Origin of the sequence: Massilia sp. Root351 (genome assembly GCF_001425045.1) — a bacterium.
GTDB lineage: Bacteria > Pseudomonadota > Gammaproteobacteria > Burkholderiales > Burkholderiaceae_D > Rugamonas.
This window is the reverse complement of the sequence record NZ_LMDJ01000035.1, coordinates 66,366-78,868: the sequence shown is the minus strand read 5'-3', so window position 1 is coordinate 78,868 and position 12,503 is coordinate 66,366. Positions and strand designations below refer to the sequence as shown.

Genomic DNA, 12,503 nt, shown 5'->3' with positions numbered 1-12,503 from the left:
CATGGCTGCTTTTAAAGAGACGAAACTCCCCGCCAATGCCCCGGTGGCGCAAAAAGCGCTGGGCTGGGTCGACGACCGCTTCCCGCTGACCAAGCTGTGGAACGACCAGTGGGGCAAGTACTACGCCCCGAAAAACTTCAATTTCTGGTACATCTTCGGCTCGCTGGCCATGCTGGTGCTGGTGCTGCAGATCGTCACCGGCATCTTCCTGACCATGCACTACAAGCCGGACGCCAACCTGGCCTTCGGCTCGGTGGAATACATCATGCGCGAAGTGCCGTGGGGCTGGCTGGTGCGCTATATGCACTCGACCGGCGCCTCGGCCTTCTTCATCATCGTCTACCTGCACATGACGCGCGGCCTGCTGTACGGTTCCTACCGCAAGCCACGTGAACTGATCTGGCTGTTCGGCTTCGCCATCTTCCTGTGCCTGATGGCCGAAGCGTTCTTCGGCTACCTGCTGCCATGGGGCCAGATGTCGTACTGGGGCGCCCAGGTGATCGTCAACCTGTTCGGCGCCATCCCGCTGATCGGCCCCGACCTGTCGCTGTGGATCCGCGGCGACTACGTGGTGTCCGACGCCACCCTGAACCGCTTCTTCGCCTTCCACGTGATCGCCATCCCGCTGGTGCTGCTGGGCCTGGTTGCCGCCCACCTGATCGCACTGCACGAAGTCGGCTCGTCCAATCCGGACGGCATCGAAGTCAAAGAGAACCTGGGCCCGGACGGCCATCCGGTCGACTCGATCCCGTCGCACCCGTACTACACCGTGCACGACCTGTTCGGCGTGTCGGTGTTCCTGCTGATCTTCAGCACCGTGGTGTTCTTCGCGCCTGAAATGGGCGGCTACTTCCTGGAATACAACAACTTCCTGCCGGGCGATTCGCTGAAGACCCCGCTGCACATCGCGCCAACCTGGTACTTCACGCCGTTCTACTCGGTGCTGCGCGCCACCACCGCCGACTTCATGTGGGTACTGATGGTGGCCGTGGCTGCCTACGTGGCCTTCCTGTGGCTGAAATCGCGCCTGGCCTTCACCACCAAGGCGGCCATCGCCGTGGTGGCGCTGGTGGCCATCGTCGGCATGCTGCCGTCGGTGCTGGACGCGAAATTCTGGGGCGTGGTGTTCTTCGGCGGTTCCGTCGTGATCCTGGCCTTCCTGCCGTGGCTGGACCATTCGCCGGTGAAGTCGATCCGCTACCGCCCGGACTGGCACAAATATGTGTACGCCGTGTTCGGCCTGTCGTTCCTGACGCTGGGTTACCTGGGCACCCAGGCGCCAAGCACCATCGGCACCATCGTGTCGCAAGTGTGCACGCTGTATTACTTCTTCTTCTTCCTGCTGATGCCGTGGTGGAGCGCGATGGGCCAGTTCAAACCTGTGCCATCCCGCGTGACTTTCCATCCGCACTGATCCGCCGACCACAGCTCAAAAGGACAAGAATATGAATTTTGCAAAGAAACTGCTTGCGATCCTGGCGCTGCTGCCAGGCCTGGCCCTGGCAAGCGAAAGCAGCCACCCGCTGGACAAGGCGCCGGACCGCTCCACCAACATGGCCGCGCTGCAAAATGGCGCCAAGTTGTTTGTGAACTACTGCCTGAACTGCCATAATGCGTCTTCGATGCGTTTTAACCGCCTCAAGGACCTGGGCCTGACGGAAGAGCAGATCAAGAACAACCTGTTGTTTACCGGCGAAAAAGTGGGCGAAATGATGACCACGGCCATGCCGGCCAAGGACGCCAAAGCCTGGTTCGGCGTGGTGCCGCCGGACTTGTCGGTGATTTCGCGCGCCAAGTCGGGCCCCGGCGGCACCGGCGGCGACTATCTGTACACCTATCTGCGCACCTTCTACAAGGATGACACCCGCCCGAACGGCTGGAACAACCTGATGGTGGCGAACGTGGCCATGCCGCACGTGTTGCATGAACTGCAAGGCGTGCAAGTGGCCAAGTTTGCCGAAGAGAAAGATCCGCACGATCCAAGCAAGAGCGTGCATAAATTCGTCGGCTTCGAGCAGGTCAAGCCGGGCACCATGAGCAAGCTGGAGTTCGACACCAATGTGGCGGACCTGGTCGGCTACATGGAGTGGATGGCCGAACCTGCCGCGCAGACCCGCAAGCGCCTTGGCGTGTGGGTGCTGCTGTTCCTGACCTGCTTCGCGCTGCTGGCCTGGCGTCTGAACGCATCGTACTGGAAAGAGGTCAAATAAGTGAGCATGCCGGCCTAGGCCGGCCATGTTGTTTTGTGCGTCGCCCGCGTGGCGGGCGCGTTCTGGGGTGAGCCGTTCGCGGCTGCATCCCATTTTGTTTCTAAGGAACTACAAAAATGATGGTTCTCTATTCGGGTACAACCTGCCCATTCTCGCAACGCTGCCGCCTGGTCCTGTTTGAAAAAGGCATGGACTTTGAAGTGCGCGACGTCGACCTGTTCAACAAGCCGGAAGACATTTCCACCATGAACCCGTACGGCCAGGTGCCCATCCTGGTCGAGCGCGAACTGATCCTGTACGAATCGAACATCATCAACGAGTACATCGACGAGCGCTTCCCGCACCCGCAGCTGATGCCGGCCGACCCGCTGATGCGCGCCCGTGCGCGCCTGATGCTGTTCAACTTCGAAAAAGAACTGTTCGTGCACGTGCACACGCTGGAAAGCGAGCGCGCCAAGGCCAACGACAAGAGCCACGACAAGGCGCGCGCGGAAATCCGCGACCGCCTGACCACGCTGGCGCCGCTGTTCCTGAAGAACAAGTACATGCTGGGCGACGAGTTCTCCATGCTGGACGTGGCCGTGGCCCCGCTGCTGTGGCGCCTGGACCATTACGGCATCGAGCTGTCGAAGACCGCCGCGCCGCTGATGAAATACGCCGAGCGCATCTTCTCGCGTCCGGCCTACATCGAAGCGCTGACGCCGTCCGAGAAGGTCATGCGCCGCTGATCATGTCCGAGATTTCCACCAAGCCCTACATGCTGCGCGCCATTTACGAATGGTGCACCGACAGCGGCTACACGCCCTACCTGGCCGTGAAAGTCGACGCCGCCACCACGGTGCCGATGGAATACGTCAAGAAGGGCGAGATCGTGCTCAACATCAGCTTCGGCGCCACTTCCGGGCTGAAGATGGACAATGACAGCATCCGCTTCCACGCCCGCTTTGGCGGCGTGTCGCGCGAGATCTACGTGCCGGTCAACAACGTGATGGCCATCTACGCCAACGAAAACGGGCAGGGCATGGCGTTCGAGCCGCAACTGGGCGGCTACGACGACGCGCCGGTCGCCTCGGCGCCGGCCCCGGCTCCGCTGGCGCCGGTGTCCAGCACGCCCACCCTGGCCCCGGTGCCGACCCCGGCGCCGCAAGCGCGCCCGGCCGGCAGCGACGGCGAGGACGAGCAGGGCGGTCCGGATGGCCCGGACGGCGGCGGCGAGCCGCCCAAAAAAGGCGGCGGACGCCCCACCCTCACGCGTATCAAATAGCGTATAATCTTCGCGCAACGCCGACTTAGCTCATTTGGTAGAGCAGTTGATTTGTAATCATCAGGTGGCCAGTTCGAAACCGGCAGTCGGCACCAGATACGGAAAAGCCCAGCCTATATGGCTGGGCTTTTTGCATTTCCAGAACATCTTCTTGTATCCCCGTGTATCAAGTCCGCGCCGGATACATGGCGACTTCTCCGCAGCCTTGTCACGACACATGGCCGATACGCGCCGCCGGTCTAATGGCGGTACGGAATCGATATCCGATCCGGTCAACGCAGAAAAGGACGTCCAGATGAAAACCGTACCCACCATGATGGCAGCAGTAGTGATCGCCGGCAGCGCCCTGCTGGCCCAGGCGGCACACGCGCAGATGCCGATGCAGATGCAGGGCCTGAAGCGCACCGACATCCTGAAGAGCGACTTCAGCGTGCCAGGCCGCGAAGTGCTGCAGGTGCGCGTCGACTTCGAAGAAGGCAGCGAGTCGCCCAAGCACGCCCACCCGGGCGAGGAAATCGCCTTCGTGCTTGAAGGCACGCTGGAATACCGGATCGACGGCCGCCCGCCGGTTACGCTGAAAGTAGGCGACGCGGTCTTCATCCCGGCCGGCGCCATGCACGTGGCCAAGAACGTCGGCACCGGCAACGCGGCAGAACTGGCGACCTATCTGGTGCAGAAGGGCAAGCCGCTGGCGAGCTTTGCCAAATAAGCGACGCTGCTGCCAGCCTGACCCAGCCAATACTTGACTTTCCCCCAGAAAGATGTCATTTTTATATGATAAAAATTACATCGTTATCGAGGGATGAGCATGGGACGCAGGGCAGCTGAATTTCCGAAACCTGCCAGCTGGCAGGACTTTGACCGCCTGGGCCGTGGCCTGATGTCGGCGGTCCATGGCGTGCAGTTCGAGCGCTGGGGGCCGTTGGACCGCAGGGAGCACGGCGCCGACGCCTGGGCCAAGCTGCCTGACGGCAAGGTGCTGCTGCTGCAGTGCAAAGGCCGCAGCCGCAGCTTCGGCAAGTCGCTCAGCATCGCCAACCTGGATGCTGCGGTGCGCGAGATCGACGGTTTCCCGCACCCGGTGCACGAGCTCATCATCCTGACCACCACCCCCGACACCGTCGCGCTGCAGGACCGGGCCGAGGACCTGACCGAGCAGCGCACCAAAGCCGGCCTGTCGCGCGTGTCGCTGCACGGCTGGCACAGCATCGGCAGCCTGCTGGCGCAGCACGAGGCGGCGCTGCAGGGCTACCTGCGGCCGCGCCGCGCCCTGTGGCAACGCCTGCGCTGGCTTTCCCTGGCGGTGCTGGCGGTGCTGCTGACCAGCATAGCCTTCCTGCCGGGGCTCAAGTTAGGCGGATGACCTGCGGCTTGCGCGAACTGCTGCCGCACACAACGAATGCCTGCAGCGACGGAACCCAGCGGAACTTGGACCAATAGCCGTACTCCGCTTTTTGTATCGTTGCCTGGCCGTTGGTGTCCGACGGCCAGTGCTGCAGCACGGTCTTGCTCCAGGTCCAGGGATTGGTGGCGGGATTGCTGGCGGGCGGAGTCAGCTTGACCAGCGTTGGCGGCTGGTCGACCTGGTCCAGCCCGACGATGCAGCCCAGCTCCTCCACCCACTGCAGGCCCATGATGTCCATGCGGTGGAAGTTGGGGCTGGTCGCGCCGTCGTAGCCCAGGGTTACCGACGGCACGGTGCCGCTGGTGCGGTTCTGGCTGACCTGGCCGTTGGCCAGATTGCGGATGTGCAGCGTGCGGTAGCTGGCGCTGGCGTTGGGACCGCTGGCGTAGCCGCCGTCGATGGCGATCAGCAGGTTCAGCGACGGGCACAGCACCATCGAGGCGTTGATCAGGTTGCCGCCCAAGGCCGGGTATTGCGTGATCTCGCCAGTCTTGCTGACGAACAGAGTGTAGCTGACCGGACCGGCCACGGCCGCCCACCAGCCCTGGCGCTGCTCGTCCTGCACCGTGATCGGATAATTGCCCCCGGTGGAGGTGGGCGAGAACCGTATCATGGTCGGGTCGGCGTTCTGCGGCTGGCGCGTGCTCATGGTGCTGTAGCCCAGGCTGGTGCGCGATACGTCCAGCAGGCGGATGCGGTTGGGCCAGACCGAGCCGGCCCAGAAGAACGCCACCAGCGTGCCTTGCGCAGCGCCGCCCCAGGCTTTCGGCATTTCCTGCAGTCCCAGGTAGCTGTGCGGGCAGTAGGGGGTGCCGTCCGGGGCGTAGCCGTTGACGAAGGTGTTGCTGTTGTTGCTACGCAGCGGGATGTTGGCGGTGCGCCAGGTCAGGCTGGAAAAATCGCAGATCAGCGAAAACTGGAAGTTGGGCAAGCCGCCTGCCGATTCGTGGCCTGCCGAATAAAACACTTGCGCGCCCAGTTCGCTGTAATCGCGCAGGATGGCGCTGCCGCCCCACTGCACGAAGGGGTTGTTCATCAGGTAGTTGTCGCGCGTGTAAATCGGCGGCACCACGTCGTTCGGCGTGTTGCGCATCGGGATGTCGGCGAAGTAGCCGGCCGGCGGCATCCAGGCCGGGCGCACCGGCTGCGGCGTGTTGGCCGCCTTCACGCTGACGGAAAAAATGTTGGACGAAGCTTGTGACATAGTGATTCCTCAATTGGCGCGCGGCGCCACGCCCCACACAGGCTGGCTATTCCAGCCGGAGACGATCTGGTTCCAGTTGCTGGCGCCGGTCATGCGCGCATAGGCCGCTTGCGCGCCCTGTACGCCGTGCTGTACCGCGTAGGCGATGGCCGGCTGCAGGTTGCCCCAGTAGCTGGTGGGGTCGGGGAAGTAGGCGCCGCGCAGCGGTCCGCCCACGCCGGGATTGCGCTTGCCCACCGTGGCGGCGTACGCGTCGCCCCAGCTGGCATACCAGGGCCCGGTGCCGCCGTTGAAATCGGCCCGGTTGGCCGGAGCCACCGCGACCGTGTAGACGGCCGCGTCGCAGTACAGGTATTCGTCGTCGCCGGTGCCGCCCAGGCGGCCGATGATGCTCTTGGCCTTCCACGCGAACAGCGCACCCAGGCGCGTGGCCGAGGCGGCAGGCAGCGGCGGCGCGAGGTCGATCGCGTAGCCCAGCGCGGCGGTGAAGAAGTCCTGCTGCCAGGCCGCCTCCATGTATTTGCCGCTGCCGTCGGCATAGTTGGCGTACGGCGCCACCATGCCCTGCGGGCTGTTCGGCTTGGCCACGTAGATGCCGTGGTACCAGTCCACATTGGCCGCCAGCGAGGCGGCGAACTCGTTGCGCAGCTGCGTGTCGCTGTCGGGCGTCACGCACAGCGCCTGCGCCAGTGTGCGCAGCGACCAGGCCGCGCCGCGCACCGTATTGGCGCCGGAAGCGGACTGGAACACGCCGCCGGCGAACAGGCGGTAGTTGTCGGTGTTCTTCAGGTAGTGCACGGTGGCGGCGAATTGCACCTCCTCCATGAAGTAGTAGCGTCCCGTCAGCAGGTAGGCGGTGTAGCCCACGGAAGGGTGGTGCGGCGAGTCCCAGATCGGCGGCGCGGTGCCGGTGGCCGCCGGCGTGAAGCTGCCGGTGCTGGAGCTGCCGGTGCCGGCCACGCCGCTATTGCCGCCCAATACCAGATTGGGGTGGCTGGAGAAGCGCGCCGGACGGTTGCTGCTCTCGTCGCGGTAGTGAATCGGGTAGCGCCCGGCGCTGTACGCATTGATGAGCACGCCTGGCAGGCCGCGCGCATCGTTGCTGGCCAGGTAGAGCACGTCCCACTCCGGCAGCAGGCCGATGCCGGGATGGTAGCCGGTCTGGCCCATGGCGCCGGCGTAGTTGCTTTGCTGCAGGGGCGTATAGCTGCTGGCCAGGGTCGACCAAGCCGCTGCGGTGGAGGGCACCGCGGCGCGGTAGTTGGGCACCAGGCGCGACGCCTGCAAATAGGCCTTGTCGTGGCTGGGCGCCACGCGCGGATCGGTTCCCAGCCAGTAGCTGTGCGCCGTGCCCTGCAGCAGCACGGTGCGGCAATGGTGCGGCAGGTCGATGGCCGCGCTGAAGCGCTGCGTGCCGCCCAGCGTGAAGGTATAGGTGGCGCTCTTGCTGGTGGGGCCGGCCACTTTCAGATAGCCGTTTTCGACCCACGGCAGCACCTCGACGGCGCCGCCCGCATACAGGCGCACCTCCAGCCACGCCACCAGGTGGGCGTCGCTGCCGATGGGCTTGCGGTAGATCCAGGAACTCATGGCCGGACCGGCCACCCACGCCATGAACGGGGCGTCCCAGTCGGCGCCCGACCAGCTGGCCGTGCCATAGCTGCCGGCGCCCACGGCGGCGCTCAGGTTGGTGGCGCGCAGCGCTGCGGTGGTCAGCGCGGCGCCGGTGTTGGCCGTGCCGGTGGCGTTCAGCGTGTAGCTTTGCGCGGCGTTGGCCGCCAGCGTGGCGCGCCCGGACAGCGTGGCGAATTTCAGCGAACCGTCCGGCCAGTGGTTCTTGGCCGTCACTTGCAGGCCGGGCAGGCTGCTGCCGACAAATTTGCCGGCAGGCACCTGGCCCTGGCGAAAGGCCTGGCCCAACGTGAACGGCAGGTTGGCGCCGCCGGTCGCCGAAGTCAGCGTGAAGGTGGCGAACGATGCCGCCGGCGCCTGCACCTGGATGATGAAGGGGTTGGAAGAGGACTGTGCCATAGCGTCGGACCGTCAGATGTCGCTGGCGGTCAGCACGTGGCCGTCGGTGCTGCCCACCGCGCCGATGCCGTCGTAGACAAAAGACAGGGTGCGGGCGTTGTAGGTCACGCCGGGCGGCAGCGCGATGCCGTTCAGGGCGATGGCCAGCGGCCCGCCGCTGGAACTCTTGACGTATTTGCTGATGGAGATGGTGCTGGCCACGCCCTGCGTGAAGGTCAGCGTGGGCACAATGGTCCAGACCGGCGGCGCGCTGGCCGGGACCAGGGCCGACGGGCCGCTGGCGCCCGAGGCAGTGCTCGGCGGCGTGGCCGGTTCGCCTGCCGGCGCGGGGCCGGCCAGGCTGGTGCCGGCTTCGGCACTGCCACCGCCGCCGCACGCCTGCAGCGCCATGGTGGCGGCGCTGGCCGACATCAGCTGGATGAAGCGGCGGCGCTGTTTTGCCGGGTTGTTGTCGCTGGATGGTCCGCTGGACTCAAGAGAATATTTCATTGCCAATGATCTTCTGAAAATAAGGGAAGAGTGGGACGTTGCCGCCCTGCATGACAACTAGTTTCGCACAAAATTGAGGCAAATTCGCGTCGGTTTCAAATGTGCGCCGCATTTATTTTGTTCGGCAAAATGACAATTGACGGAACATTATTTAACTTTTGAATACTAGCAGTTTCATATAAGCAAGCCATTTTCGCCGCGCGGATCGCGCGCCAGCAACTGCGCCACCAGGGCCTGCGGCTGGTCGCCGTCGAACAGCACGCCGGCCACCGCGTTGGTGATCGGCATGTCCACGCCGAGGCGGGCGGCCAGTTCGCGCACGGCCTTGGCGCACGGCACGCCTTCGGCCACATGGCCGAGCTCGTTGACGATGAGGTCCAGCGCCTTGCCCTGCGCCAGTCCGAGGCCGACGCGGCGATTGCGCGACAGGTCGCCGGTGCAGGTGAGGATGAGGTCGCCCATTCCGGTCAGGCCCATGAAGGTTTCCACCTGGCCGCCCAGCGCGGTGCCCAGGCGGGTGATTTCAGCCAGGCCGCGCGTGATCAGGGCGGCGCGCGCGTTCAGGCCCAGGCCCAGGCCGTCGGCCACGCCGGTGGCGATGGCCAGCACGTTCTTGACCGCGCCGCCCACTTCCACGCCCACCAGGTCGGCGCTGCTGTAGACCCGGATATTGCCGCCGTGCATGGCCGCCACCACGCGGTCGCGCAGCGGCGCGGACGTGGAGGCGATGGTCAGCGCGCACGGCAGGCCGCGCGCCACTTCCTGCGCGAACGAGGGGCCGGACAGCGCACCGCCGGGCACGCTGTCGCCCAGCACCTCGCGCATGATCTGGTGCGGCAGCAGGCCGCTGCCGTACTCAAAGCCTTTGCATAGCCAGACCAGGTTGGGGAGGGCGCGCCCCTTCAGCTGTTCCAGCAGCGGGCGCAGGCCGGCCACCGGGCAGGCCGCGATCAGCAGGTCGCTGCCGTGGGCCAGCGCGGCGTCGAAATCGGCGCCGACGCGCAAGCCGGGCGGGAAGGGATGGCCAGGCAGATAGTGGAGATTGTCGCGCGCGGCCGCCATTTCCTGCATGGCAGAACTGTTGCGGCCCCACAACAAGACGTCGTGGCGTGCGGCCAGCGCCATGGCCACGGCGGTGCCCCAGGCGCCGGCGCCGAGCACGCTGATCCGGCGCGCGCCGGCGGCAGGTTGATGGTTATGCATGGCGGTGTGCTTAAATGCCCCAGATGTCGCTGCTCTTTACGTAGCCGCTCAGGCCGTCGCGGTGGCGCACCTTGATCCAGCCGTTGCCGGCCGATTCGGCCAGTTCCAGCAGCACGCCCTTGTCGGCCAGGAACACCGTGGCGGCATTGTCGTCGGCGGCGGCGCGCACCTTGGTGTTGGCCGCGCGCACCACCAGGGTGCGCTTGGGGCTCAGGCTTTTCGCTTCGGTCCAGGCCAGGTCGCCGTTGGCGTCGCGCACCTTGACCCATTCGCCGTAGCTCAGCACCACTTCCAGCGGCATGCCGCGCGGCGCCACGAACAGCTTGCCGCCTTTGGTGGAGGGGGCGTCGTACAGGATGGCCGGGGCCGCGCCCACCGATTTGAAGTCGAGCGCGTGCCCGGCCGTAGCGGCCAGCAGCAGTGCTGCGCCTGCGATCCATCGGAAGAGTGTCATACCGGGCCTCTGATCAGAATTCGGGAGTGGAAAAACGCAAAGGCCGCTGCCGGCCTTTGAAAGGGCGGCGCGCAAGGCGCACCGCCGGACTGCATCCTCATTGCGAATGCAATTAGTGTGCCGCACCTTCGGCAGGTGCTGCGGCAGCTTGCTGCTCGGCCAGCGCTTGCAGGCGCTGCTGGTAGAACACTTCGAAGTTGATCTCGGCCAGGTGCACTGGCGGGAAGCCGGCGCGGGTGATCATGTCGGCGATGTTGGCGCGCAGGTAAGGGTACACGATGTTCGGGCAACCGATGCCCAGCAGCGGATCCAGCTGGTCGGCAGGGATGTTGCGCGCTTCGAAGATACCGGCTTGCTTGCCTTCAACCAGGAAAGCCACTTTATCTTTGATCTTGGCCGTCACGGTGATGGTGACGGTCGACTCGAAGATGCCTTCCGCCAGCGGCTCGGCAGCCACGTCCAGCGCGACTTCGATCGCAGGCGCTTCCTGTTCCAGGAAAATGGCTGGGGAGTTCGGCTGTTCCAGCGACATGTCTTTCAGGTAGACGCGTTGGATTTGGAAGACTGGTTGCAGATTTTCGTCAGACATGGTGCGCTTTCTTATGTAGGAAAAGAGCGGCAGAACCGCTCGCTGTTAGGGTACCCGCGCGGCCCGTCCCGGTAGGGCGGGCGCGCAAATGCGCAGCAATTGTAGCAAAACCAATTTGAGGGCGGTCAGCCTTTTAACAAGGGGTCCAGGCCGCCGGCTTGATCGAGCGCATACAAATCGTCGAAACCGCCGACATGGGTGTCGCCGATGTAGATTTGCGGCACGGTGCGGCGGCCGGTTTTTTGCATCATCAGCACGCGCTGCTCGGGGTCGAGGTCGACGCGGATCTTGTTGATGCCGGTCACGCCCTTGGCTTCCAGCAGGCGCTCGGCGCGCACGCAATACGGGCACACCGCAGTGCTGTACAGGGTTACGTTGGCTGTCATGGTGCTATCCTCCGTTATTTGGCCAGCGGCAAGCCGGCGGTCTGCCAGGCGGCCTGGCCGCCATCGAGCACGACCACGTTGTCGAAGCCGGCGCCGCCCAGCAGCTTGGCGGCGCCGAACGCGCGGCCGCCCTTCTGGCACACCACGACGACAGTGCGGTTCTTGAATTTGTCCAGTTCAGCGAGGCGCTGCTTCAGTTCGCCGGCCGGGATATGCTTGGCGTCCGGCAGGTGGCCCTCGGCGTATTCTTTGGCCTCGCGCACGTCCAAGATGGTGGTCTTGCCGCGATTTATCAACTGCACGGCCTCGGACGGGCTGACCTTTTTGCCGCGCTGGGTGAGTACCGGCCACAGCAGTGCGCCACCCGACAGGGCGACGATACCAATAAGAAAAATCTGATCAATAAGGAATTTCACGGTGTTCCAATGGTTATAGGTTATGCGCGCATTATAAAATAGAAGCTGAACAGAGGCTGAAACGCTGCCTCCCGCAGATTTTTTCACACTTTATAGATAGTTCCCATGTACAAAATTGTCTTCATGCGTCACGGCGAGTCCACCTGGAACCTCGAAAACCGCTTCACCGGCTGGACCGATGTGGATCTGACTGAAAAGGGCATAGCCGAGGCCAAGGCCGCCGGCCAGGTGCTGAAACAGGAAGGCTACACCTTCGACCTGGCGTACACCTCGGTGCTCAAGCGCGCCATCCGCACCCTGTGGCTGTCGCTGGACGAAATGGACATGATGTACCTGCCGATCAAGCACGACTGGCGCCTGAACGAGCGCCACTACGGTGCGCTGCAGGGCCTGGACAAGGGCGAAACCGCCGCCAAGTACGGCGACGAGCAGGTGCTGGTATGGCGCCGCAGCTACGACACGCCGCCGCCGCCGCTGGCCGAAGGCGACGACCGCACTTCCTTCAACGACCCGCGCTACGCCGGGCTGCCGAAGGACAGCATCCCGCTGACCGAATGCCTGAAGGATACCGTGGCGCGCGTGATGCCGGCCTGGGAAGAGGACATCGCCCCGGCCATCCGCGCCGGCAAGAAAATCATCATTTCGGCGCACGGCAACAGCCTGCGTGCGCTGATCAAGATGCTCGACGGCATCAGCGACAGCGACATCGTCGGCCTGAACATCCCCAACGGCCAGCCGCTGGTGTACGAGCTGGACGCCGAGCTGAAACCGATCCGCCACTATTACCTGGGCGATCCGGCCGCAATTGCTGCCGCGCAAGCTGCGGTGGCCAACCAGGGCAAGGCCAAGTAA

At 64.6% G+C, this 12,503-nt stretch carries 15 protein-coding genes and 1 tRNA gene; 8 read left to right on the top strand and 8 right to left on the bottom strand.

Going from position 1 to position 12,503, the window contains the following annotated elements; all coding sequences use genetic code 11:
* Position 1: 1 nt before the first annotated feature.
* The 7 genes from ASD15_RS28725 (at position 2) to ASD15_RS28695 (ending at position 4,837) form a co-directional block, all read left to right on the top strand.
* Positions 2-1,414: a cytochrome bc complex cytochrome b subunit gene (locus ASD15_RS28725; RefSeq protein ID WP_057158442.1), complete on the top strand. Its 1,413-nt coding sequence runs from the start codon at positions 2-4 to the stop codon at positions 1,412-1,414.
* Between the two features lie 31 nt (positions 1,415-1,445).
* Entirely contained in the window at positions 1,446-2,210 is a 765-nt protein-coding gene (locus ASD15_RS28720; protein WP_057158441.1) for a cytochrome c1, read from the top strand.
* A 116-nt stretch (positions 2,211-2,326) separates the two neighbouring features.
* Positions 2,327-2,938: a glutathione S-transferase N-terminal domain-containing protein gene (locus ASD15_RS28715; RefSeq protein ID WP_050409980.1), complete on the top strand. Its 612-nt coding sequence runs from the start codon at positions 2,327-2,329 to the stop codon at positions 2,936-2,938.
* A gap of 2 nt (positions 2,939-2,940) precedes the next feature.
* The gene (locus ASD15_RS28710; RefSeq protein WP_057158440.1) at positions 2,941-3,474 is read left to right on the top strand and encodes a ClpXP protease specificity-enhancing factor; all 534 of its coding nucleotides are present in this window, start codon (positions 2,941-2,943) and stop codon (positions 3,472-3,474) included.
* Between the two features lie 19 nt (positions 3,475-3,493).
* Positions 3,494-3,569, top strand: a tRNA-Thr gene (locus tag ASD15_RS28705).
* Positions 3,570-3,769: 200 nt separating this feature from the next.
* The gene (locus ASD15_RS28700; RefSeq protein ID WP_057158693.1) at positions 3,770-4,183 is read left to right on the top strand and encodes a cupin domain-containing protein; all 414 of its coding nucleotides are present in this window, start codon (positions 3,770-3,772) and stop codon (positions 4,181-4,183) included.
* 99 nt (positions 4,184-4,282) lie between these two features.
* On the top strand, positions 4,283-4,837 hold the full coding sequence (locus ASD15_RS28695) for a hypothetical protein (RefSeq protein ID WP_157201183.1): 555 nt from the start codon (positions 4,283-4,285) through the stop codon (positions 4,835-4,837).
* Here the strand turns inward: ASD15_RS28695 and ASD15_RS28690 are convergent.
* The 8 genes from ASD15_RS28690 to ASD15_RS28655 form a co-directional block, all read right to left on the bottom strand.
* Positions 4,821-6,083 carry a hypothetical protein gene (locus ASD15_RS28690; protein ID WP_057158438.1) on the bottom strand — a complete coding sequence of 421 codons (1,263 nt, stop codon included), beginning with the start codon at positions 6,081-6,083 and terminating at the stop codon, positions 4,821-4,823. The genes ASD15_RS28695 and ASD15_RS28690 overlap by 17 nt on opposite strands.
* 9 nt (positions 6,084-6,092) lie before the next feature.
* Positions 6,093-8,114, bottom strand: a complete 2,022-nt coding sequence (locus ASD15_RS28685) for a hypothetical protein (protein WP_057158437.1) — start codon at positions 8,112-8,114, stop codon at positions 6,093-6,095.
* Between the two features lie 12 nt (positions 8,115-8,126).
* On the bottom strand, positions 8,127-8,603 hold the full coding sequence (locus tag ASD15_RS28680) for a hypothetical protein (RefSeq protein WP_057158436.1): 477 nt from the start codon (positions 8,601-8,603) through the stop codon (positions 8,127-8,129).
* Between the two features lie 174 nt (positions 8,604-8,777).
* Complete coding sequence (locus ASD15_RS28675) at positions 8,778-9,806, bottom strand: NAD(P)H-dependent glycerol-3-phosphate dehydrogenase (protein ID WP_057158435.1); 1,029 nt, start codon at positions 9,804-9,806, stop codon at positions 8,778-8,780.
* A gap of 10 nt (positions 9,807-9,816) precedes the next feature.
* On the bottom strand, positions 9,817-10,260 hold the full coding sequence (locus ASD15_RS28670; RefSeq protein ID WP_057158434.1) for an SH3 domain-containing protein: 444 nt from the start codon (positions 10,258-10,260) through the stop codon (positions 9,817-9,819).
* Between the two features lie 112 nt (positions 10,261-10,372).
* Entirely contained in the window at positions 10,373-10,849 is a 477-nt protein-coding gene (secB, locus tag ASD15_RS28665) for a protein-export chaperone SecB (protein ID WP_057158433.1), read from the bottom strand.
* 125 nt (positions 10,850-10,974) lie between these two features.
* A complete protein-coding gene (gene grxC, locus ASD15_RS28660; protein ID WP_057158432.1) occupies positions 10,975-11,235 on the bottom strand; it encodes a glutaredoxin 3 in 261 nt (86 codons plus the stop codon).
* Positions 11,236-11,249: 14 nt separating this feature from the next.
* Positions 11,250-11,651 (bottom strand): rhodanese-like domain-containing protein, encoded by a 402-nt coding sequence (locus tag ASD15_RS28655; RefSeq protein WP_057158431.1) that lies wholly within the window; start codon positions 11,649-11,651, stop codon positions 11,250-11,252.
* A 105-nt stretch (positions 11,652-11,756) separates the two neighbouring features.
* On the opposite strand from ASD15_RS28655, the gene gpmA reads away from it, so the two are divergent.
* Positions 11,757-12,503 carry a 2,3-diphosphoglycerate-dependent phosphoglycerate mutase gene (gene gpmA, locus ASD15_RS28650; RefSeq protein ID WP_057158430.1) on the top strand — a complete coding sequence of 249 codons (747 nt, stop codon included), beginning with the start codon at positions 11,757-11,759 and terminating at the stop codon, positions 12,501-12,503.